This window comes from Klebsiella ornithinolytica, assembly GCF_030505655.1.
Taxonomy (GTDB): Bacteria; Pseudomonadota; Gammaproteobacteria; order Enterobacterales; family Enterobacteriaceae; genus Klebsiella; species Klebsiella ornithinolytica.
Map to the genome: position 1 here is coordinate 2000904 of NZ_CP130153.1, position 19736 is coordinate 2020639.

The 19736-nt window shown below is 56.2% G+C and carries 15 protein-coding genes; 8 read left to right on the forward strand and 7 right to left on the reverse strand.

Annotated features, from left to right (window positions below; translation table 11 throughout):
- Positions 1–55 precede the first annotated feature (55 nt).
- From Q1L34_RS09360 to nhaB, 3 genes are all read right to left on the reverse strand, one after another.
- Positions 56–400 (reverse strand): TehB family protein, encoded by a 345-nt coding sequence (locus Q1L34_RS09360; RefSeq protein WP_004863851.1) that lies wholly within the window; start codon positions 398–400, stop codon positions 56–58.
- A 117-nt stretch (positions 401–517) separates the two neighbouring features.
- Complete coding sequence (gene dsbB / locus Q1L34_RS09365; RefSeq protein WP_004863849.1) at positions 518–1048, reverse strand: disulfide bond formation protein DsbB; 531 nt, start codon at positions 1046–1048, stop codon at positions 518–520.
- A gap of 134 nt (positions 1049–1182) precedes the next feature.
- Complete coding sequence (gene nhaB, locus Q1L34_RS09370) at positions 1183–2733, reverse strand: sodium/proton antiporter NhaB (protein WP_004863846.1); 1551 nt, start codon at positions 2731–2733, stop codon at positions 1183–1185.
- A gap of 239 nt (positions 2734–2972) precedes the next feature.
- On the opposite strand from nhaB, the gene fadR reads away from it, so the two are divergent.
- A complete protein-coding gene (gene fadR, locus Q1L34_RS09375; protein ID WP_004863845.1) occupies positions 2973–3692 on the forward strand; it encodes a fatty acid metabolism transcriptional regulator FadR in 720 nt (239 codons plus the stop codon).
- A gap of 60 nt (positions 3693–3752) precedes the next feature.
- Here fadR and Q1L34_RS09380 read toward each other — a convergent pair whose 3' ends face one another.
- Positions 3753–5285: a SpoVR family protein gene (locus Q1L34_RS09380; RefSeq protein WP_004863842.1), complete on the reverse strand. Its 1533-nt coding sequence runs from the start codon at positions 5283–5285 to the stop codon at positions 3753–3755.
- A gap of 321 nt (positions 5286–5606) precedes the next feature.
- On the opposite strand from Q1L34_RS09380, the gene Q1L34_RS09385 reads away from it, so the two are divergent.
- The 5 genes from Q1L34_RS09385 (at position 5607) to pagP (ending at position 10795) form a co-directional block, all read left to right on the forward strand.
- Positions 5607–6905, forward strand: coding sequence for a D-amino acid dehydrogenase (locus Q1L34_RS09385; RefSeq protein ID WP_004863841.1), 1299 nt, complete (start codon positions 5607–5609; stop codon positions 6903–6905).
- Between the two features lie 9 nt (positions 6906–6914).
- Positions 6915–7985 carry a catabolic alanine racemase DadX gene (dadX, locus tag Q1L34_RS09390; protein ID WP_004863837.1) on the forward strand — a complete coding sequence of 357 codons (1071 nt, stop codon included), beginning with the start codon at positions 6915–6917 and terminating at the stop codon, positions 7983–7985.
- A 30-nt stretch (positions 7986–8015) separates the two neighbouring features.
- On the forward strand, positions 8016–8228 hold the full coding sequence (locus Q1L34_RS09395) for a hypothetical protein (protein ID WP_015584029.1): 213 nt from the start codon (positions 8016–8018) through the stop codon (positions 8226–8228).
- A gap of 321 nt (positions 8229–8549) precedes the next feature.
- Positions 8550–10067 (forward strand): alpha/beta hydrolase, encoded by a 1518-nt coding sequence (locus Q1L34_RS09400; protein ID WP_064358992.1) that lies wholly within the window; start codon positions 8550–8552, stop codon positions 10065–10067.
- Positions 10068–10219: 152 nt separating this feature from the next.
- Positions 10220–10795 (forward strand): lipid IV(A) palmitoyltransferase PagP, encoded by a 576-nt coding sequence (gene pagP / locus Q1L34_RS09405; protein ID WP_004863830.1) that lies wholly within the window; start codon positions 10220–10222, stop codon positions 10793–10795.
- 28 nt (positions 10796–10823) lie between these two features.
- Here the strand turns inward: pagP and Q1L34_RS09410 are convergent, their stop codons facing one another.
- Genes Q1L34_RS09410 through Q1L34_RS09420 form a run of 3 tightly spaced genes read right to left on the reverse strand, consistent with a single transcriptional unit; the run spans position 10824 to position 15933 of the window.
- Positions 10824–11747, reverse strand: a complete 924-nt coding sequence (locus tag Q1L34_RS09410; protein ID WP_162098183.1) for an acyltransferase — start codon at positions 11745–11747, stop codon at positions 10824–10826.
- 38 nt (positions 11748–11785) lie between these two features.
- On the reverse strand, positions 11786–14848 hold the full coding sequence (locus Q1L34_RS09415; protein WP_088883855.1) for an efflux RND transporter permease subunit: 3063 nt from the start codon (positions 14846–14848) through the stop codon (positions 11786–11788).
- Complete coding sequence (locus tag Q1L34_RS09420; protein ID WP_015584034.1) at positions 14848–15933, reverse strand: efflux RND transporter periplasmic adaptor subunit; 1086 nt, start codon at positions 15931–15933, stop codon at positions 14848–14850. The genes Q1L34_RS09415 and Q1L34_RS09420 overlap by 1 nt, the downstream gene beginning before the upstream one ends.
- A gap of 532 nt (positions 15934–16465) precedes the next feature.
- On the opposite strand from Q1L34_RS09420, the gene Q1L34_RS09425 reads away from it, so the two are divergent.
- Together Q1L34_RS09425 and Q1L34_RS09430 are read left to right on the forward strand one after the other, a co-directional pair.
- Positions 16466–16897, forward strand: coding sequence for a universal stress protein (locus tag Q1L34_RS09425; RefSeq protein WP_004863814.1), 432 nt, complete (start codon positions 16466–16468; stop codon positions 16895–16897).
- 50 nt (positions 16898–16947) lie between these two features.
- The gene (locus tag Q1L34_RS09430) at positions 16948–19635 is read left to right on the forward strand and encodes a cation-transporting P-type ATPase (RefSeq protein ID WP_327204468.1); all 2688 of its coding nucleotides are present in this window, start codon (positions 16948–16950) and stop codon (positions 19633–19635) included.
- Positions 19636–19736: the final 101 nt, after the last annotated feature.

Here is a 19736-nt window from a genome sequence, read left to right on the forward strand (position 1 = left end):
TGCTAAAACCCGCCGCGAGGCGGGTTTTGTGTTTCAGGCTCTCTGAGCGGCGGGGTCAGGCTTTCTTAGCATGAAACAGGCCGTTTTCGCCATGGCTCTCTTCTTCAACCCAGAAGTTGATATTGAACTGGGCATCATCGCTCATCTCGATGCGGTGCCAGTACTGCGGCGGGCTGGTGGCAAACTGGCCGGCGTTAATCACCACTTTGACTTCCGGTTCGCTTGCCTGTTCGTCAGCAAAGCCATAATAGGTGACGGTTCCTTCCATCACGCACAGCTGGCCGAAAACGCCGGCGGCGGTATTGTGGTGGCTGAGCAGGGCGGCGGGGACGTTCTGTTTGGTGAAAAATGGCGTGGAGCGTTTAACTTTCCAGTGAGCAGGAATACGCAGGTGTGACATCGTCGGCTCCTTAGTGGATACTTAAAAGATGTATTTAATATGCATCTTTTAAGGTGGCGTCGTCAATCGACAGGCAAAAAAAAACGCCCCTGAAGGAGCGTTTTTACTACCACGAACTTAGCGGCCGAAGAGATCGCGTTTTTTCGGTTTGAAAGGCTGGGCAATCAGCACCAGCAGCGCCACGATCAGATAGGCGGCGAAGATCCCCACCAGCCACTGCGGCATCTCCAGCGTCAGAAACTCCCACTGACGAACGGAGCAGTCGCCGCTGGCGACGAACATCTGCGGGATCCATTTATCCAGCGGGAGCCACGTCGGAAAACGGGCGGCGAAATCGCAGGTCTGGAACGGGGAAGGGTGCAGCTGAATCATGGTGTGTTCCCACGCCAGCTGCAGACCGCGCAGCGCGCTGTATAGCCAGATGACCAGCGCCACATAGCGTAACGGCGTTTTTGGCGCGATGGCTCCGACAATACCGGCGCCCATGATGCCTAATAATGCACAACGTTCATAAATACACATCACACAGGGTTGCAGCAACATCACGTGCTGGAACCACAGTGCGACTAATTCAAGGATAAAAGCGGTTAACGCCATCAGGAGCCAGGCTCCGCGTCCCCTCGAGCACTGGTTTAAATATCGCAACATAGTCATTTCCCTGGAACATGCTAAATCATGGCAGTGTAAACGAAAACCGAACCGACGCCAGCAGCAAGCCCGAAAATATTACGTAAAAGAATTTTGACCTTCCGCCGATCGGCGGCGGAAGGTCGCTTTCGTATTCAGGGGAGCAGCGGCGTTACGATCCACTGATGATCGAGCATCCACTGGGTAACAGGCATCAATGTGAATTCAACGCACAGCAGCCCCACCAGGGTCATGACGATGGTGTAGGGCAGCGCCATCCACACCATGCGGCCATAGGAAAGGCGAATCAGCGGCGCCAGCGCGGAGGTCAGCAGGAAAAGAAACGCTGCCTGGCCGTTAGGCGTGGCGACGGAAGGCAGGTTGGTGCCGGTATTGATCGCCACCGCCAGCAGTTCAAACTGCGGCAGGCTGATAACGCCGTTGTGCAGCGCCGTGCGGGCTTCGTTGATATACACCGTGCCGACGAAGACGTTGTCGGAAATCGACGACAGCAACCCGTTAAACAGATAGAACAACGACAGCTGGGCGTGCGGTGAGGCCTGGAGGACAAACTGAATCACCGGCGTAAACAGGTGCTGGTCGATGATCACCGCAACCACGGCGAAAAATACGGTCAGCAGGGCCGTGAACGGCAGCGCTTCGGTAAAGGCTTTACCAATGGCGTGTTCATCGGTGACGCCGGAAAAGGTGGTGGCCAGAATAATCACCGACAGGCCAATCAGCCCGACTTCAGCGAGGTGCATCGCCAGCGCGGTCACCAGCCAGATGCCGATAATCCCCTGAGCAATCAGCCGCAGGCGATCCTGACGGCTGCGCTGCTGGCGGCTGCGATCGTCGAACTCTTGTAACACTTTACGTACGGCTGGCGGCAACGGCTCGCCGTAGCCGAACCGTTTGGTTTTCTCCAGCAGCAGGCAGGTCAGCAGGCCGCAGATCATGACCGGTAGCGTCACCGGCGCCATCCGCAAAAAGAACTCGCCGAAGTGCCAGCCCGCCGCCTTGGCAATAATCAGGTTTTGCGGCTCGCCCACCATGGTCATCACGCCGCCCAGCGCCGTCCCGACGCCCGCATGCATCATCAGGCTGCGCAGAAAGCCGCGGAACTGTTCCAGCACTTCACGATAATGCTGGTCGATGTGGCTATCGTCGAGGATATCGTTATCATCCGGGCGCGCGGAGGCGACGCGGTGATAAATGCCGTAGAAGCCAACGGCGACGCTGATCACGACCGCCACAACGGTCAGCGCATCGAGGAAGGCGGAGAGGAAGGCCGCGGCGAGACAAAAAGAGAGCGACAGCAGCATCTTACTGCGAATCCCCAGCAGCAGGCGGGTAAAGATAAACAGCAGCAGCTGCTTCATAAAATAGATCCCCGCCACCATGAACATCAGCAGCAGGAGCACTTCCAGATTGCTGGCAATCTCTTCACGGACATGTTCCGGGCTGGTCATGCCGATCATCACCGCCTCAATCGCCAGCAGGCCTCCCGGCAGGAGCGGATAACACTTGAGCGCCATGGCGAGGGTAAAGATAAATTCCACCACCAGCATCCAGCCGGCAATAAACGGATTGAGGTGAAAAACCAGAGGGTTAACGATTAAAACAATGATGAGAGTGAGTTTATACCAGTCAGGGGACTGGCCAAGAAAATTGCGCCACAGAGCGCGGCCATAAGACATTTCCACGACAGACTTCCTTCCCGTCAAATTAATGACATAATTTTACGTGTAACTATTCACAAGATTACCAGTTGAGCAAAACGGGAAGCAACTTACTTCGCCCCGCGTTCGCGCAATGACGGAGAGAACGAAAAGTTGAAAATGAAACGCCGATCCCCTTTTAATTACTTCCTGACGCTATCTGCTCTATAGCGGCTCTGGTATGATGAGTGGAATATGCAACGCTGTGTAATGGAAATCTAATTATGGTCATTAAGGCGCAAAGCCCTGCGGGTTTCGCGGAAGAGTACATCATCGAGAGTATCTGGAATAATCGTTTTCCCCCAGGCACCATCCTCCCCGCCGAACGTGAACTTTCTGAACTCATTGGTGTAACCCGCACCACCTTACGCGAAGTGTTGCAACGTCTGGCCCGCGATGGTTGGTTGACGATTCAGCACGGCAAGCCGACGAAGGTGAATAATTTCTGGGAAACCTCCGGGCTGAATATTCTCGAAACTCTGGCGCGTCTTGATCATGACAGCGTTCCGCAGCTGATCGATAACCTGCTGTCGGTACGTACCAATATCTCGACCATCTTCATCCGCACCGCGTTCCGCCAGCATCCCGACAATGCGCTGGAAGTACTTGCCAGCGCGCGGGAAGTCGAAGATCACGCCGACGCGTTTGCCGAGCTGGATTACAACATTTTCCGCGGCCTGGCGTTCGCCTCCGGGAACCCGATTTACGGCCTGATCCTCAACGGAATGAAAGGGCTGTACACCCGCATCGGTCGTCACTATTTCGCCAACCCGGAAGCGCGCAGCCTGGCGCTGGGCTTCTATCATCAGCTGGCAAAAGTGTGCGAAGAGGGGCTGCACGAGAAGGTTTACGAGATTGTCCGTCGCTACGGCCACGACAGCGGCGAGATCTGGCACCGGATGCAGAAAACCATGTCGGGTGATTTAGTCATCGGCATGCGTTAAGGTATGTTGAGGTTATAAAAAATGCCCGGCAAGTGGACTGTCGGGCATTTTTTTATCGTTTTACAGCGCGTTCTGGCGCGGCGGGCTGCGCTCCAGCAGCTCGATACTGCCATCGGCATTTTGTTGTTCCAGCAGGATATCAAACCCCCACAGACGATGGACGTGCTTGAGCACTTCGCGACGCCCTTTATCCAGCGGGACGCGGTTGTGCGGCACATAGCGCAGCGTCAACGAGCGGTCACCGCGTAGATCGACGCTCCACACCTGAATATTCGGCTCAAGGTTGCTGAGGTTGTATTGGGCCGACAGCTTCGAGCGGATCTCCCGATACCCCTCCTCGTTATGGATAGCGGAAATCTCCAGGTAGTTGTTATGATCGTCATCCAGCACCGTAAAGAAGCGGAAATCGCGCATGACCTTCGGTGACAAGAACTGACTGATAAAACTCTCGTCTTTGAAATCACGCATCGCGAAATGCAGCGTTTCCAGCCAGTCAGAGCCGGCGATATCCGGGAACCAGTAGCGGTCTTCTTCGGTCGGCGACTGGCAAATACGCTTAATGTCCTGGAACATGGCGAAGCCCAGGGCGTACGGGTTAATCCCGTTATACCACTGGCTGTTATAGGGCGGCTGGAATACCACGTTGGTGTGGCTGTGCAGAAACTCCAGCATAAAGCGCTCCGTCACTTTCCCTTCGTCATAAAGGTGATTGAGGATCGTGTAATGCCAGAAGGTGGCCCACCCTTCGTTCATCACCTGGGTCTGCTTCTGCGGATAAAAATACTGGCTGACCTTGCGCACGATCCGCAGGATTTCGCGCTGCCACGGTTCCAGCAGCGGCGCGTTCTTCTCCATAAAGTACAGCAGGTTCTCCTGCGGCTCTGAAGGGTAGCGGCGGGCCGACTCAATGGTCTTCTCTTCTTCCCGCTTCGGCAGGGTGCGCCATAGCATATTCACCTGGCTTTGCAGATACTCTTCCCGGCTTTTCTGCCGCGCTTTCTCCTCCTGCAACGAGATTTTTTGCGGGCGTTTGTAGCGATCGACGCCGTAGTTCATCAGGGCATGACAGGAATCGAGGAGCTTCTCAACCTCATCAACGCCGTAGCGCTCTTCGCAGTCGGTAATGTATTTCCGGGCGAAAATCAGATAATCAATGATCGAGCTGGCGTCGGTCCAGCTGCGGAACAGATAGTTGTTTTTGAAAAAAGAGTTGTGACCGTAGCAGGCATGCGCCATGACCAGCGCCTGCATGGTGATCGTGTTCTCCTCCATCAGGTAGGCGATGCAGGGATTGGAGTTAATCACAATCTCATAGGCCAGCCCCTGCTGACCGTGCTTATACGCCTGCTCGGTTTCGATAAACTTTTTACCGAACGACCAGTGCGGGTAGTTGATGGGCATGCCGACGCTGGAGTAGGCATCCATCATCTGCTCGGAAGTAATGACTTCGATCTGGTGTGGATAGGTGTCGAGACGGTACAGCTTCGCTACCCGGTCAACCTCGGCAAGGTAGGTTTCCAGCAGTTCAAAAGTCCAGTCGGGTCCATCGCTTAAACGAGTGGTGTCCCTGTTCATGGAATCAATCGTAGCCATTAGCGCGCCCTCGTTGTAGGTGGCTCTCTCTGTACGGAAAGCCTCTCATCAAGCATAGAACAGGGGATGACAAACTGCGCCTCCCGACAATTTCTTTTCTTCGCGATTTCGCAATCTTAAAGGCCTTATTTACCCAATGATGCAGAATATTATTCTGAGTAAAAATGAAGCGCAGCAGGAGATAGTAAATCTATAGGGGCAGTGCTGGTGCGGTTTGCTGTGAGTTAAGTCACCATAAATAAAGCGTATGTTGAATAATATTTTCAGCTGAGTTATCAATTTGTAATCAGATGATTGTTCTTTAACTATTACGGAGTCGCTATGCGAGTCGTCATACTGGGAAGTGGGGTAGTTGGGGTTGCGAGTGCATGGTATTTAAGCCAGGCGGGTCACGAAGTGACGGTTATCGACCGTCAACCCGGGGCGGCGGAAGAGACCAGTGCCGCTAACGCCGGGCAGATTTCCCCGGGCTATGCTGCGCCGTGGGCGGCGCCAGGCGTGCCGCTGAAGGCCATCAAATGGATGTTCCAGCGCCACGCGCCGCTGGCTATCGGTCTTGACGGGACTCAGTTCCAGTTGAAGTGGATGTGGCAAATGCTGCGCAACTGCGATACCCGCCATTATATGGAGAACAAAGGGCGGATGGTGCGTCTGGCGGAATACAGCCGCGACTGCCTGAAAGCGCTGCGTGAAAGCACCGGAATCCAGTATGAGGGCCGTCAGGGCGGCACATTGCAGCTGTTCCGTACTGAAAAACAGTATGAAAACGCCACCCGCGACATCGCCGTGCTGGAAGATGCCGGCGTTCCGTACCAGCTTCTGGAAGCGAAGCGTCTGCTGGAAGTGGAGCCCGCGCTGGCCGAGGTCAGCCATAAGCTGACCGGCGGTCTGCGTCTGCCCAACGATGAAACCGGCGATTGCCAGCTGTTTACCACGCGCCTGGCGGCGATGGCGGCGCAGGCGGGCGTCACCTTCCGCTTTAATACGCCGGTGGACGCGCTGCTGTATGAAGGCGAACAGATTGCCGGCGTGAAATGCGGCGCGGAAATCATCAAAGGCGATGCCTATGTGATGGCCTTTGGTTCTTACTCGACCGCGATGCTGAAAGGGCTGGTGGACATTCCGGTCTATCCGCTGAAGGGCTATTCGCTGACCATTCCGATTGCCGAAGAGGACGGCGCGCCGGTTTCGACTATTCTTGATGAAACCTACAAAATCGCCATTACCCGCTTTGACCAGCGCATCCGCGTGGGGGGGATGGCGGAAATCGTCGGCTTTAATAAAGATCTGCTGAAGCCACGCCGGGAAACCCTGGAGATGGTGGTCCGCGATCTGTTCCCGCGCGGCGGCCACGTCGAGCAGGCCACCTTCTGGACCGGGCTGCGCCCGATGACCCCGGACGGTACGCCGGTGGTGGGCCGTACAGCGTATAAGAATTTGTGGCTGAACACCGGGCACGGCACGCTGGGCTGGACCATGGCCTGCGGTTCCGGGCAGTTGCTCAGTGATTTGATCTCAGGCCGTACACCGGCCATTCCGTATGATGATCTGGCCGTCGCGCGCTATAGCCCCGGCTTTACTCCGGCACGCGCTCAGCATCTGCACGGCGTTCATAACTAAGGAGTCTTCATGTCCCGTCCTGTATTGGCCAGCATTGATTTGCCGGCCTTGCGGCAGAATTTGCAGATTGTCCGGCGTGCGGCCCCCGCCTCGCGCCTGTGGGCGGTGGTGAAAGCCAACGCCTATGGTCATGGCCTGTCGCGCGTCTGGAGCGCGCTGAGCGGCGCTGATGGCTTCGCGATGCTCAACCTTGAAGAGGCGATCCTGCTGCGTGAGCACGGCTGGAAAGGGCCAATTTTGATGCTGGAGGGTTTCTTCCACGCCGATGAGCTGGCGCTTTTCGATAAGTATCGCCTGACCACCAGCGTGCACAGTAACTGGCAGATTAAGGCGCTTCAGCAGGCAAAACTCCACGCGCCGCTGGATATCTACGTCAAGGTCAACAGCGGGATGAATCGCCTCGGCTTTATGCCGGATCGCATTCATACCGTCTGGCAGCAGCTGCGGGCGCTGAACAACGTCAGCGAAATGACGCTAATGTCGCATTTTGCCGATGCGGAAAATCCGCAGGGCATCATTGAGCCGATGCGCCGTATCGAGCAGGCGGCGGAAGGACTGGACTGCCGGCGCTCGCTCGCTAACTCGGCGGCGACGCTGTGGCATCCTGAAGCCCATTTTGACTGGGTGAGGCCGGGTATTGTGCTGTATGGCGCATCGCCTTCCGGCCAATGGCAGGATATCGCCAATAGCGGCCTCAAGCCGGTAATGACGCTCAGCAGCGAAATCATCGCCGTGCAGAACCTGAGGGCGGGAGAGGCGGTGGGCTACGGCGGCCTGTATCGGGCATCCGGCGAACAGCGCATTGGGATTGTGGCCTGCGGTTACGCCGACGGCTATCCGCGCGTGGCGCCGGACGGTACGCCGGTGTTGGTTGACGGTGTTCGGACCCGCACGGTGGGCCGGGTTTCGATGGATATGCTGGCGGTCGATTTAACGCCTTGCCCGCAGGCCGGGATCGGTGCGCCGGTGGAGCTGTGGGGCAAAGAGATCAAAATTGACGATGTCGCCAGCGTCTGCGGCACCGTCGGCTATGAGCTGATGTGCGCGCTGGCGCCCCGCGTTCCGGTGGTGACCGGGTAACGTGCCTGAACGGCGCCATTCGCCGCTCTTATGAGCCAGAATTTCAGTAAGTTACTGGGATTCTGGTTTTCCGCTTACGCTCGTCAGGAAAACCGACGCCGTCGTAAGCCGGGGAAATACCCGCGTCAGCCGTGCGTTGGCGGCGCGGGCCCGCTGCTCATCCTCATCCTGCACGCCCCGGCCCGACCGCCGCAGGCCTGCCCGCAATACAACGTGCCGCTTGATAGCCACCTGGCGCCTTGATTCGATGTTGTTGCCTGCTACGATCTGCTTAGCGCAGGCTGGCATCGCCATAAGCACGGATAGCCCGGGCGGTCGGATAACATGACGCACTGCAAACCCGGAGATACGGTGTTCGACGGGACGGGGCCTCCCAGCGTGTCCGACAGATTTGGCAATATCAATACCGCCCCTCCCGAAGGTTGCGCGGTCATCGACGGTCGTCATAAGCGCAGACAATAAAAATCAGCAACCGACTACTTCTGGAAACAACGTCCATCACATGACTACAATGCCCCGGCGAGCCAACGGTCGTTATGTACAGAACACAACACGGACAGCGATATGCCAATGATGAGATTTACCCGCCCCCTGATTAACGCTGGTTTAAAAATGGCCTCGCTGGGGAAAAAAATAGCGATTGGCCTGCTTATCGTTATTACCGTTTTTATTGCCGGGCGTATTTACGAAACGCAGCGAGGGCCTGCACTGCATCCGTGGCATACCTGGTCTGCCGATGAAATGTCGGCAGCAGAGATAGACCGCACAACCTTCGCTGGCTATCTGGGGCGAGAAGAGGCGATTTTTCGCGAGATGAAACTTGAGCTGATCGATACGCTTCCTGACGATCAAAAAACGCCGCTTAATCGTTTTTATGCCCAAAGTCAGGTCTACCCGCAACAGTTTCAGCCTGACTGGAATCGCTCCTTTGTGCTACTGCCGGAGGGAACGCCGCGCGGCGCCGCGGTGTTGCTTCATGGCTTGACGGACTCGCCGTACAGCGTGCGCTATCTGGCAAAAGCCTACCAGCAGGAGGGGTTCGTTGCCGTGGTACCGAGGCTGCCGGGGCACGGTACAGCGCCGGGTTCGCTGACCGCCGTTGACTGGCAGCAGTGGATGGCGACCACGCGACTGGCGGTACGCGAAGCGACCCGACTGGCCGGGGCGAACGTCCCGCTGCATGTTATCGGCTATTCCAACGGCGGCGCGCTGGCGCTGAAATATGCGCTCGACGCGCTGGATGATAAGGCCTTGCCTCCGCCGCAGCAGATAGTCCTGCTGTCGCCGATGATTGGGGTGACCGCGTTTGCCCGCTTTGCCGGACTGACGGGATTACCGGCGGTGTTTCCTGCTTTTGCCCGGGCGGCATGGCTGAACGTGGTACCCGAGTTTAATCCTTATAAATACAACTCATTTCCGGTGAAGGCGGCCCGACAGTCGTGGTTGTTAACCCAGGCGCTGCAGGAGAAAATTGTCCAGGATTCCCGCAGCCAGCGGCTTGCTGCGCTTGCTCCGGTGCTGACTTTTCAGTCGGTGATGGACTCCACGGTCAGCACCCGGGCCGTGGTGGATTCGCTGTATCGCTATTTGCCGGACAACGGCAGTGAGCTGGTGATTTTTGATATCAACCAGGCGGCGAATTTACGCGCGCTGTTTCGGCCTGCGGTCTACTCTGCGCTCAGCACGCTATTGCCGCCAGCGCCGCGCCGCTATCGCACAACGGTGATTACTAATGCTTCGCCTACCACCTACGAGACCGTCGCACGTACCACGCCAGCAGGCGCGCAAGAGGAGCAGGTGACGCGGCTGAACATTGCATGGCCGCAGGATATGTATTCGCTCTCGCACGTCGCGGTGCCATTCCCGATGAACGACTCCCTGTACGGTCGCGAGCCGACGGAGAAGAACCGTTACGGTATTAGTATCGGCACCATTTCGCTACGCGGAGAGACTTCAACCCTCAGCGTAGGGCTGGATACGCTGATGCGCGTCACCTCCAACCCGTTCTTCCCGTTTATGATGGACCGTATTCAGCAACATATTCGCGGCGCTTTCCCGCCTTCCCCCGAATCGGGATTATAATGCAGAGGACATTCTGTTATTTCCCGGCCGGCAACGATATACCTGTCATAAGGGACGCCTGTTAGCCGCAAAAATGGCGGCGGTGATATTTGCAAAGGGTGTTTATTCTTCCCGGACGAAATCGTTACCGGTGATTTTTTAAGGAAAAATCTATGCAACATTGTCGGCTGATAGTGTGGGCAACCCTGGTGATTTTCGCCACTGCGGTACAGGCTGAAGACCATGTTTACGGCGAACAGCGCATCAGCGGCTGGTGGAACTGGCTCAAAAACGATGTTTCGCAAACCTGGAATCAGCCGCAAAATTATGACCTGTATCTGCCGTTTCTTAGCTGGCACAACCGTTTAACCTACGATAAAGAGAAAACGGATAACTACAACGAGATGCCCTGGGGCGGCGGCTTCGGTCTCTCTCGCTATCACGATGACGGCGACTGGAGCTCGCTGTACGCCATGATGTTTAAGGATTCGCATAACAAGTGGCAGCCGATCGTTGGCTACGGCTGGGAGAAGGGCTGGTATCTGGATAGCCGCCAGGATTTCCGCCTTGGCCTTGGCGTGACCGCCGGGATCACCGCCCGCGATGATTTCGCCAATTACGTGCCCTTACCGATTATTCTTCCCTTGTTTTCCGCGAGCTATCGGCGACTTAGCGTACAGTTCACCTATATTCCTGGCACCTACAATAACGGTAACGTCCTGTTTGCCTGGCTGCGCTATGGTTTTTAAACCCGGCGTCAGGCCGGGCGCCGGTGATTTAAAGGGTGATCACTTTTTTAGCGACGGAGTTGGATAACGCCAGCATTGAAATCAATACCGAGACGATAAACGTCAGGGCAATCAGCATTAATTTTGTGCTCAGCGAACCGATTGGGATAAGGGTGCTCAGGAGATGAAAAATGGAGTAATGGAGGATATAAACCCCGGTCATCGTTTTGCTGATTGCCGCCAGAATACTCTCTTTAAACTCGCTGTTTTTTCGGAAACGGACGCCGTTGGCCGCAATAACCAGCGCGACCACCAGAATATAAATTTGCGAACCGGTGAGAATGAATGCATTTCTGTCGGCCTTGAACAGAGCGAAAAAGAAATGGCGCTCGTAAAACCAGGTGAAAAGATAAATAAAGGGTATCGCAAACATCGCGGCTTTGACCACCTTATCGCGATTAAGCCAGCGCACCACCAGCGGGTCGCTAAACAGCTGACCGGTTAGATAGAACAACAGCCAGGTCCACAGGCGATACTGCGGCGCCAGCGTCAGCGCATGCACGTTGGGATAGAGGGCTGCCAGCAGGTCGTAACCATAGGAGAAAAGCAGCAATACAAACACCACGCCAAAGAAGATCCTTCTGCGCTGGCTTAGCCACTCGATCAGCGGGTGGAAGGTATAGATCACAATAAAGGCGAAGACAAACCACGGCTGGATAAGATAGCCGCGCTGGTAAGGTTCCCAGAGATAGTAAATCGTCATCCAGAAAAGAAAGACGATCACCACGCTTTTAATTTTCCCCATCTGCCAGCTCGTGCTATGCCGGGACTGGGCATCGAGATAGCCGGCCACCACAAAAAACAGCGGCGTGGCGATGGTCGAGATAAACGTCAGAAAGCCGAGGATCCAGTGGTAATCGTAATCATACCGATCCCAGGTGTTATAGATGGTAAAGAACGTTACCGCCGTCATGCATCCCAGCGTTTTAATAATATTTAACCCGGTGGTGTTCATTGTGGTTGCTGCATATCCTTAGGGTGGAAACAGGCGTAAATAACCGGAAGAACCAGTAGCGTCAGAATGGTCGCAAAACCCAGCCCGAACATGATAACCACCGCCATACTCTGGAAGAAGACGTCCAGCAGCAGCGGCGCCAGCCCGAGCACGGTGGTGAAGGCCGTGAGCAGTATAGGGCGTAAGCGCGAGGTTGCCGCATAGATAATCGCCTCGTGCTGCGGTTTTTCCTGTTTTTGTTGTTCAATCTCTTCGACCAGCACGATGCCGTTACGGATAAGCATGCCGCTCAGGCTGAGTAAACCGATAAGCGCCATAAAGCCGAAGGGGATGCCGGTAATTAAAAAGCCCGGGGTCACGCCAATCAGCGCCAGCGGCACGGTCAGCCAGATGGCGACCGCATTTTTCAGCGAGCTAAACATCAGGACGGTGATGACGAACATCACCAGATAGCCCAATGGCAGGGTGGTGAACAGCCCCTGCTGCGCTTCGCTGGAGTTCTCCGCGTCGCCTCCCCACTCAATGCTGTAGCCGTGCGGCAGGCTGAGCGCGTTAATCTGCGGCTGGACCCGCGCCAGAATATCGCCCGGGGTTTGATTGCTCAGCGGGTCGGGGTCGGTCATCACCGTGAGCACGCGACTGCGGTCGCGGCGCAGAATTAACGGGTCTTCCCATTCGAGGTTAAACCCGCTGACCACGTTGCTCAGCGGAATGTACTGCTGACGGCTTTGGCTCCACACCAGCACGTTTTTCAGATGGTTGGCATCCTGACGTTCGGCGGCCGGCGGGCGCACCACCACCGGCAGCAGATCGGCGCCTTCGCGGTACAACCCGGCGCGGCTACCGTTGAAATTCATCTGCAGCGCACTGTCGATATCTTGCTTATCCACCCCCAGCTCGCGCCCCAGGGTCGGGGAATACTGCGGGCGGATCGTTTTACTACGGTTTTGCCAGTCGTTGCGCACGCTACCGACGGCCGGATCCGCCGTGAGGATAGTGCTTACCTGGCTGGCTATCAGCCGTAATCTGTCGGGATCGGGGCCTTTAATTCGCACCTCGATGGCGCTGTCGCCGGATGGACCAAACATCACCCGCTTGCTGCTGGCATTCACCTGCGGATAGTGGCGCGCAATATAGGCATCCACGTGGCGAGTGAGGGCGTCAATACTACGCTGGTCGTCCATGCGCACCATGATCTGCGCATAGTTGCTGTACTGGCGCTGGCCGCTATAGGTGAGGATAAAGCGCATGCTGCCCTGACCGACGGTCGCCACGGTGGTGACGACGCCGGGCTGGCCGTTAATCGCGGTTTCGATATCGCTGGCCATTTTTTCCGTGGAGGCAATGTCGGTGCCGTAGGGCAGCCACAGATCAACAAAGAAGATCGGCGTATTGGATGACGGGAAAAAGTTCTGCCGCACCGAGCCAAATCCCCAGACTGCACCGGCCAGTAGCGCGGCCATCACCACGAGGGTGACGGTTTTTTGCCGCAACAGAGCGTTGAGGATCCGCTGATAGCTGCGGTAAAAGCGTCCGCGGTAAGGATCGGCCTCAGCGGCCGGCGGCGGGGAGGCGGCGCCTTTAAACAGCCACCATTTGATCAGCACCGGGGTAATGGTGAGCGCCGAGAACCAGCTGAGCATCAGGGAGATTAACAGCACCTGGAACAGCGATTTACAATACTCCCCCGTCGAGTCCTGCGACAGGCCGATGGGCGCGAAGGCGAGGATCGCAATCACCGTTGCCCCCAGCAGGGGCAGGGCGGAACGGCGGATAACGTAGTTGATGGCGGTCAGCAGCGTTGACCCCTGCTGACGGGCAATCAGCACCCCTTCGACAATCACGATGGCATTATCGACCAGCATGCTAAGGGCGATAATGAGCGCCCCCAGCGAGATCCGCTGTAGCTCAATACCCCACAGATACATAATCAGCAGCGTGCCCAGCACGTTGAGGGCCAGCGAGAACGCGATAATAATGCCGCTGCGCACGCCCATAAAGATCAGCAGCACGCCGACAACAATGGCCAGCGCCATTAAAAAATTAGTGATAAAGCCGTTAACCGAGTGGCCAACTTCAGCCGCCTGATCGTAGAACAGATCGAGGTGAATCCCGGCGGGTTTTTCCGCCGACATTTGTTCCAGCTTTGCCTCCAGCGCATGGCCAACATCGATGACGTTGACGCCGGGAATGAACGAGACGCCCATCGTCACCGCCTGGCGGCCGTTGGCGTGGTAGATGCTGGACGGGGATTCGCTCAGCCCGCGCGAGATGGTGGCAATATCCCGCAGCCGGGTCGCCGCTCCCGTACCGTGCGGGTTGATCGGCAGGTCGCCCAGTTCGTCGATATTCTCAAACTCCCCGGTCGGATGCAGGCGAATGGACTCGCTGCCGGATGTTATCTCTCCGGCGCTGGAAACGACGTTCAGGCGGCTGAGAAGAGCGGAAAGCTGGTTAAGCGTGATGCCGCGGGCCGCCATTTTAGGCAGCGAGATATCAATGTTAATTTGCTGCGGGATCGCTCCGCCGATGGCTACCTTGCCGACGCCGGGCACCAGCACCAGCTCCCGGCGCAGCTGCTCGGCATAGCGGACCAGCTCAGGATTGGTAAAACTGTCGCCGGAAATGGCAAAGAAGAAGCCAAACACGTCGCCGAAATCATCGTTCACGAAGGGGGAAACCACGCCCGGCGGAAAGAGGCGGGCCGCATCACCCACCCGGCGCCGCAGCTCGTCCCAGATTTGCGGCAGCTCGTTGGAGTGGTAATTCGAGGCGATATTCACCGTAATCTGCGACAGCCCGTTGGACGAAATAGAGCTGACGTTATCCAGGTAGGGCAGCTGTTGCAGGGCGTTTTCCAGCGGCAGGGTGACCTCTTCCTCGACCTGTTGCGCCGATGCGCCAGGGTAGTGGGTAATGACCACCGCCGTTTTAATGGTAAAGGCCGGATCTTCCAGACGGCCGATATTGAGCAGGGCGAAAATACCGCCAATGCCCAGCAGCAGAATAGTGAGCCAGACGCGCACGGGATTATTAATAAACTGGCGAGAGATATCCATTACAGGCCTCGTTCACGCGTCCAGATTCGAACCGGCTGTTGGGCATGCAGTTCGCTGACGCCAGCCGCCACAACGCGCTCGCCGGCGCTGAGACCGTCGGTAATAACCACCCCCTGGGTTGTCACCTGCCCGACGCTCACTTTGCGATCCTCAAGATGCAGCTGCTCGCCATCGCCTTTAATCACCCACACGTGCGGCTCGTTGCGCGGATGATTATCGGGATTGAACACCGCCTCAACCGGCACCACCAGCGCTTCACGACCGGCGTTAGCGGGCAGATTTGCCAGATTCACCGTCACGGTGCCGCTGACGCCGCCCACCGCAGGGAAATCAGCCGGGCGCGGCATGGTCAAAATCACCTGCCAGGTGAGCGTGCTATTGTCGCTGCTGCCGGAATGCTCTTTGTACTGGGCGGTGAACTGGCGGTCTGGCAGGGCGTTGATTTTCACTATCGGGCGGTACTGCGCGTTGCGAATATCAAAGGCGCTAAACAGGTTTTCCGGAATACTGAAGACCACATCGAGGAGATCGGTACGCGTCAGGGTCACAATGGTCTGGCCGGCGGCGACCACCTGGTGATTGCGAACCGGCACGCTGGCCGCTACCCCGCTGAACGGCGCGTTGAGCGTCATCTGGTCGAGTTCTTCGCGGGCAATTTTCAACGCCGCATTTGCCGAGTCGCGGCTGGCGCGCTGGATGTCCATTTCGGCTTTCGAAATAGCCTGGCGGCCGGCCAGGGTCTGGAAGCGATCGAACTGCCGCTGCGCGAGCGTGGCGGCAGTTTGTCGTTCATTGACGCGCTGTTGGGCTTCACGGGCGTTAAGGCGGGCGAGGACCTGTCCTTGCGTAATGTTCGCACCCTGACGAACGTCGAGCGATTCAACCTGGCCACCGCGTTTAAAAGACAGATCCGTCGAATCCCCGGATTCGATGCGTGCAGGAAAAATACGTTGCTGTGAATCACCGACGGCGGTCACCTCCACCGCTTTAACCATCCGCGGCAGCGGCGTGACCTGAGGTGCTTTCTGATCGCAAGCTGTTGTTATTAAAATAACAACAGGAATGAGAGAAAAATAACGCTTCACTGTATTCCCCTCAGAGTGAATAGATTTATTTTACATGTTTGTTACAAGCGCCATGATTATTCAGCCAACGCGGAGACAACGACATAAGTGAATAAACCTGTCGCCGTACAGGCAATGATTGCCAGGGCGATAAACAGGCTCAGACGAACCAGACTATAGCCAAACATCGCTCCTCCTTTAGTACTGGATATATAGTAAGTAAATTCTCATATGCCTAATTATGGAGTGGTTTTTGGAAGTGCTATAGCTCCTGATTATGAGCATAGTCGTAGAAAGGCGGAAATGTTAAAAAGAGTAAAAATTTTCCTTATGTCGACGTTTTAGCGTGGTTTCCAGCCGTTTTGTCTGAGGGGGGCGGGCTCTGTGATATTTTTCAATATAATAATTGGTGGTTGAATAATGTTAACCGTCCTGTGCTACGTTTAATTATAGCGACTTCTGTGCCAGCTTTTGTTTCTGAGATTCTTTCCTCAATACGACACGTCAGGCGTTAATCGCCAACTATTCTATTGGTAATAAAAGGATTGTCTGTATGTATAAAAATATCCTGGTCCCGGTTGATGTCTTTGAAATCGGCCTCGCCGACAAAGCGTTATCCCATGCTCAGTTTCTCGCGCAAAGCGCTTCCGGGCAAATTCATTTAGTGCACGTAAACCCGCTGTTTTCCCCACAGCTGACGCGCGGATTTATTTCTGATGCGCGAAAAATGGAAGACTATCTGGTTAAAAACTCAGAGGAAAAACTTGCTGAGCTGGCCAAAAAGTCCAGTCTGCCGGAAAGCGACATCCATATTCATGTCCGCAGCGGCAATATTCGTGATGAAGTGATCAAACTGGCCGACGAACTGCAGGCAGATGTGGTGATTATTGGCTCGCGTAACCCCAATATTCAGACCCATTTGCTGGGTTCCGAGGCGGCAAGCATCGTTCGTTATGCTCACGTTCCGGTTTTCGTTGTGCGTTAGGGGCGGCCTGATGCTGTTCTGATTTCCGTTACAGGAGTGAGGAGATAACCATGAGTACAGACAAACCGGCTGGCCCGTTCTACAAGCTCTCCGTCGATGAAACCCTGACCAGCACCAACAGCTCCTCCGAAGGTATTAGCAGCGCAGAAGCCGCCTCGCGGCTCCAGCAGTACGGTGAGAATGCGCTCCCCCAAAAGCCGGGCAAGCCCGCATGGCTCCGTTTCCTGGCCCATTTCAACGATGTCCTGATTTACGTCCTGCTGGCGGCCGCGGTGCTGACTGCGGTGATGGGGCACTGGGTCGATACCCTGGTGATTCTGGGCGTCGCGGTGATTAATGCCCTGATTGGCCATATCCAGGAAAGTAACGCGGAAAAATCGCTGCAGAGCATTCGCAATATGCTTTCCAGCGAAGCGGTGGTGATCCGCCAGGGGAACCATGAAACGGTGCCGACCACCGCGCTGGTGCCGGGTGATATTGTGGTGATCCGTGCGGGCGACCGAATCCCTGCCGACCTGCGGGTTATTGAAGCCCACAATCTGCGGGTGGAAGAGGCGATTCTTACCGGCGAGTCGACGGTCGTGGAAAAAAACACCGAGGCGCTGAGCGGCGATCTTCCTCTCGGCGATCGCACGAACCTGCTGTTTTCGGGGACCACGGTCAGTTCCGGCGGCGGTAAAGGCCTGGTGGTGGCGACTGGCGGAGATACCGAACTGGGCCATATCAACCAGATGATGGCGGATATTGAAAAGCACCGTACGCCGCTGCTGGTACAGATGGATAAGCTCGGCAAAGCCATCTTTATTATCATTCTGGTGATGATGGCCGCGCTGTTCGTCTTCAGCCTGCTGTTCCGCGATATGCCGGTTTCAGAGCTGATGCTCTCGCTGATAAGTCTTGCGGTGGCCTCGGTGCCGGAAGGTTTGCCGGCGATCATCTCGATCATTCTCTCTTTGGGCGTGCAGACCATGGCGCGGCAGAAGGCGATTATCCGCAAGCTGCCGACGGTTGAGACCCTCGGGGCGATGACGGTGATCTGCTCGGATAAAACCGGGACGCTGACCATGAACGAGATGACGGTAAAAGCCGTCATTACGGCGGATACCGTCTATCGGGTAGAAGGCGATAGCTATGAACCGATCGGGAATATTCACCCGGTAGATGGGGCCGGGCCGGTTGTGGTGGCGCCCGGTACGCTGCTTGAGCGCTATTTGAGGACCATTGATTTATGTAATGACAGCCAGCTTATTAAGGATGAAAGCGGGTTATGGAAAATTACCGGCGGTCCAACGGAAGGGGCGCTGAAAGTGCTGGCGGCGAAAGTCGCGCTGCCGGTGGTGGCAACCGAATTGCGCAGCAAGATCCCTTTTGATTCGCAATATAAATATATGTCGACGCTCTATCGGATCGGTAATGAAGAGATGATCTTAATCACCGGTGCCCCGGATGTGCTGTTCCGGCTTTGCCAGCAGCAGCAGACCGAGGACGGCCTGCAGCCGCTGAATCAGCCTTACTGGGAAGCAAAAATTGAAGAGTACGCGCGGGAAGGGTTGCGCATGGTCGCGGCGGCGTGGAAACCGGCGGCCAGCGGGCAAAGCGAGCTGACCCATCAGGATCTGCAGCAGGGGGTTATCCTCCTCGGTATTGCCGGAATGATGGATCCGCCGCGTCCGGAAGCGATTACGGCGATTGGCGACTGCCTGCAGGCGGGCATTCGCGTGAAAATGATCACCGGCGATCACCCGCAAACCGCGATGAGTATCGGCAAAATGCTGGGCATTGGCAATGCCGGCAATGCCATCACCGGGCGTGAACTGGAGGTGATGGACGACCTGCAGCTCAGCGAAGCCGCGCAGAAATTTGATATTTTCGCCCGTACCAGTCCGGAAGATAAATTCCGTCTGGTGCAGGCGCTGCAGAGTAAAAAAGAGGTGGTGGGGATGACCGGCGACGGGGTGAACGATGCCCCGGCGCTGAAGCAGGCCGACGTTGGCATCGCCATGGGCATCAAGGGGACCGAAGTGACCAAGGAAGCGGCCGATATGGTGCTGACTGATGACAACTTCGCCACCATCGCCAGCGCGGTCAGGGAAGGGCGGCGGGTGTACGATAACCTTAAGAAAACCATCCTCTTTATTATGCCGACTAACCTGGCGCAGGGGCTGTTGATTATTATTGCCCTGCTGGCGGGGAATTTAATTCCGCTGACCCCGGTGCTGATCCTGTGGATGAACATGGCGACCTCGGCCACGCTGTCGTTTGGCCTGGCGTTTGAGGCCGGCGAAAAGAACATTATGAAGCGCCCGCCGCGCGATCCTAAGCTGCATGTTATGGACGGTTTCGCTATCTGGCGGGTGATTTTTGTTGGTTCGATGATCGCCGTGAGCGCCTTTGTGCTGGAAGCCTGGCTCCAGCCACGCGGCTATTCGCCAGAGTTTATTCGTACCGTCCTGCTGCAAACGCTGGTGACCGCTCAGTGGTTCTATATGCTCAACTGTCGCGTCGCCGACGGATTTTCTCTGAGTAAAGGGCTGCTGGCAAACAGAGGCATCTGGATCGTCAGCGCCGTCCTGCTGGCGTTGCAGCTGCTGATTATCTACGCGCCGTTTATGCAAATGCTGTTTGGTACCACCGCGCTGCCGTTCCGCTATTGGGTAATCACTTTTGTCATCGGATTTGTGATGTTCCTGATTGTGGAAATCGAAAAACCGTTAACCCGGAAATGGCGTACCGCCTGATGTACGTCGACATGAGGATGCCTGCTGTGAAAACGTTCAGGTAAAAGGTAGGCGGGCATCGGGGAGGGGTCTTTCCCGCAGCGACCGTGGCCTTGAAGGCC

Excerpts from the sequence above, each read along its gene's own strand:
- Q1L34_RS09360 (WP_004863851.1), bottom strand. The coding sequence starts at position 400 with ATGTCACACCTGCGTATTCCTGCTCACTGGAAAGTTAAACGCTCCACG.
- dsbB (WP_004863849.1), bottom strand. The coding sequence starts at position 1,048 with ATGTTGCGATATTTAAACCAGTGCTCGAGGGGACGCGGAGCCTGGCTC.
- fadR (WP_004863845.1), top strand. The coding sequence starts at position 2,973 with ATGGTCATTAAGGCGCAAAGCCCTGCGGGTTTCGCGGAAGAGTACATC.
- Q1L34_RS09380 (WP_004863842.1), bottom strand. The coding sequence starts at position 5,285 with ATGGCTACGATTGATTCCATGAACAGGGACACCACTCGTTTAAGCGAT.
- Q1L34_RS09385 (WP_004863841.1), top strand. The coding sequence starts at position 5,607 with ATGCGAGTCGTCATACTGGGAAGTGGGGTAGTTGGGGTTGCGAGTGCA.
- dadX (WP_004863837.1), top strand. The coding sequence starts at position 6,915 with ATGTCCCGTCCTGTATTGGCCAGCATTGATTTGCCGGCCTTGCGGCAG.
- Q1L34_RS09395 (WP_015584029.1), top strand. The coding sequence starts at position 8,016 with ATGAGCCAGAATTTCAGTAAGTTACTGGGATTCTGGTTTTCCGCTTAC.
- Q1L34_RS09400 (WP_064358992.1), top strand. The coding sequence starts at position 8,550 with ATGCCAATGATGAGATTTACCCGCCCCCTGATTAACGCTGGTTTAAAA.
- pagP (WP_004863830.1), top strand. The coding sequence starts at position 10,220 with ATGCAACATTGTCGGCTGATAGTGTGGGCAACCCTGGTGATTTTCGCC.
- Q1L34_RS09410 (WP_162098183.1), bottom strand. The coding sequence starts at position 11,747 with ATGACGGCGGTAACGTTCTTTACCATCTATAACACCTGGGATCGGTAT.
- Q1L34_RS09415 (WP_088883855.1), bottom strand. The coding sequence starts at position 14,848 with ATGGATATCTCTCGCCAGTTTATTAATAATCCCGTGCGCGTCTGGCTC.
- Q1L34_RS09425 (WP_004863814.1), top strand. The coding sequence starts at position 16,466 with ATGTATAAAAATATCCTGGTCCCGGTTGATGTCTTTGAAATCGGCCTC.
- Q1L34_RS09430 (WP_327204468.1), top strand. The coding sequence starts at position 16,948 with ATGAGTACAGACAAACCGGCTGGCCCGTTCTACAAGCTCTCCGTCGAT.